This is a genomic window from Shewanella sp. 11B5, from assembly GCF_002836795.1.
In the GTDB taxonomy this organism is placed as follows: Bacteria; Pseudomonadota; Gammaproteobacteria; order Enterobacterales; family Shewanellaceae; genus Shewanella; species Shewanella frigidimarina.
In genome coordinates this window covers 1-2,093 of sequence record NZ_PJAP01000667.1, presented here as the reverse complement: position 1 = coordinate 2,093, position 2,093 = coordinate 1, and the positions used below count along the sequence as shown (strand labels likewise).

At 39.8% G+C, this 2,093-nt stretch carries 1 protein-coding gene and 2 pseudogenes; 2 read left to right on the top strand and 1 reads right to left on the bottom strand.

The features are described 5' to 3' along the window. Positions 1-425 (top strand): annotated as a pseudogene (locus CXF78_RS15060) (oxygen-independent coproporphyrinogen III oxidase); the annotation flags it as partial. A gap of 73 nt (positions 426-498) precedes the next feature. Here the strand turns inward: CXF78_RS15060 and add are convergent. Continuing rightward, positions 499-1,497: an adenosine deaminase gene (add, locus tag CXF78_RS15055; RefSeq protein WP_011635533.1), complete on the bottom strand. Its 999-nt coding sequence runs from the start codon at positions 1,495-1,497 to the stop codon at positions 499-501. A gap of 216 nt (positions 1,498-1,713) precedes the next feature. Here add and CXF78_RS15050 point away from each other — a divergent pair. Next, positions 1,714-2,093, top strand: a pseudogene (locus tag CXF78_RS15050) (DUF885 domain-containing protein); the annotation flags it as partial.

The following is a 2,093-nucleotide window of genomic DNA, read 5'->3' as shown; positions in this document are numbered from 1 at the left end:
AAGAATGTGACTTGCTTGGGTTAGGGGTATCATCTATCAGCCAAATTGGCGACTGCTATGCCCAAAATCAAAAAGATATTCGTCCATACTACGAATCTATTGATGCTAATGGTCATGCATTATGGAAAGGCTGTAGCTTAAATCACGATGATGAAATTCGTCGCGCGGTCATTAAACAGATTATCTGTCATTTTGATTTAGACATGGACAAAATTGAACAAAAGTTTGCCATTAACTTTGATGAATATTTTGCTGAAGATCTTAAACTATTGCAAACATTCATAAATGATAAATTGGTTGATATCACTGATCGAAAGTTAACAGTAAGCCAGACCGGTCGTCTACTTATTCGTAATATCTGCATGTGTTTTGATGTATATTATCGTCAGAAAGCCCGTCAGCAGCAGTTTTCAAGAGTTATTTAACTCACTATTTATGTAAAGTAGAATACAAAAATAGCCAGCATTTGCTGGCTATTTTTTTACTTACATTCGCTATTTACTTCGCTTTTTTAGCGTATAACGCTTTGCGGTCACTGTCAGACATAAAGGCCATTTCCACGCCATTACGTTGCAATGTCGCCAGTTGACTATCACTGAAACCCATTTCAGATTTAACCACACGATATTCATGAGCGATATCAATTGCACTCACACCTGGGTCATCGGTATTAAGGCCAATCAATACACCGGCATCCATAAATTTACGCAGTGGATGAACATCATAATCTTTAACGGTTGACGTATGTAAGTTGCTGGTTGGACATGATTCAATTCCAATACGGTGCTTGGCCAAATACTCCATCAACTTCGGATCATGAATCGCATTCACACCATGCCCAATACGGGTAGCACCTAGTATGTTGATTGCTTGCCACATACTTTCAGCACCCGCAGCTTCACCAGCATGAGCGGTAACTTGTAACCCTGCATCTCGAACACGCTTAAAGTGCTCTGTAAATAAGTCGCCAGGAAAACCGAGTTCGTCTCCGGCTAAATCCATCGCCACAATGCTATCACGATGAGCAAGTATGCCTTCAAGTTCTAAGCGGCATTTCTCTTGTCCAAAAGAACGCGACATAATACCAATAAGGTTAACGCTAATATCATGCTCTTTTACACCAGCACGAACACCATCAATAACAGCTTCAACGACACCTTCAATGGGCAAATTATGATTCATCGCCATGTAATAAGGGCTGAAACGCAATTCAGCGTAATCTAACCCTTGCGATGCTGCATCGATAACATTTTCATAAGCAACACGCTTTACAGCATCTAGATCAGCTAATACAGCGACCATCCAATCTAGTTTCTTCAAAAAATCGACTAGGTTGTTCTCTTTCCCTTGGATTTGCACAAATGGCGCAAGTTCTTCTAGCGAATTAGCGGGTAACTGAATACCGTGTTGGTGGCCTAATTCCCAAATGGTTTTTACATTAACATTACCGTCTAAATGTCGATGCAAATCAACCAGCGGAATGGTTTTATCTATCATAATTAACCCCTATAAACTTACCCTGCCATTAGTTTGGTTTTGTCGGTCAGAGAATGATGTTCAGTTTAACATGTATTCATACAAATTCTGATGGCCAATGTTTTTTTCTGGAATCTACCACACTAAAAAGCAAACACTAATTTGGAATGTGTTTTTTATACTTAAATCGGGCATACTCTAAAGCTAACAAACAGATTAAACCATAAAGGACTATTGATGCGCTTGCTGATCCTACCGGCACTGATAATGTTAAGTTTATTGGGTTGTAATAGTCATTCAACCACGACACAGATTGCGCCTCAAGTCACTCACCAACAAACGCAGATAGATAACGATCTACAAGCGATTATAGACCAGAGTTGGGCGGTTAATTTAGCTTTCTCACCGGAGTTAGCCGCCAGTTTAGGAGATGCATCAGTAGCCGCAAAGCTTGATGATTTATCTGCAGAAACATTAGCAGAAAAGAACCAACAGACGCTCCAAATTCTCCATACACTTAAGCAGCTTGACCGGAAAAACTTATCCAAATCAGATGTCATCAATGCTAAGATTTTACAAGACCAGCTACAAAACGAAGTCGACATGTATCGATTTCA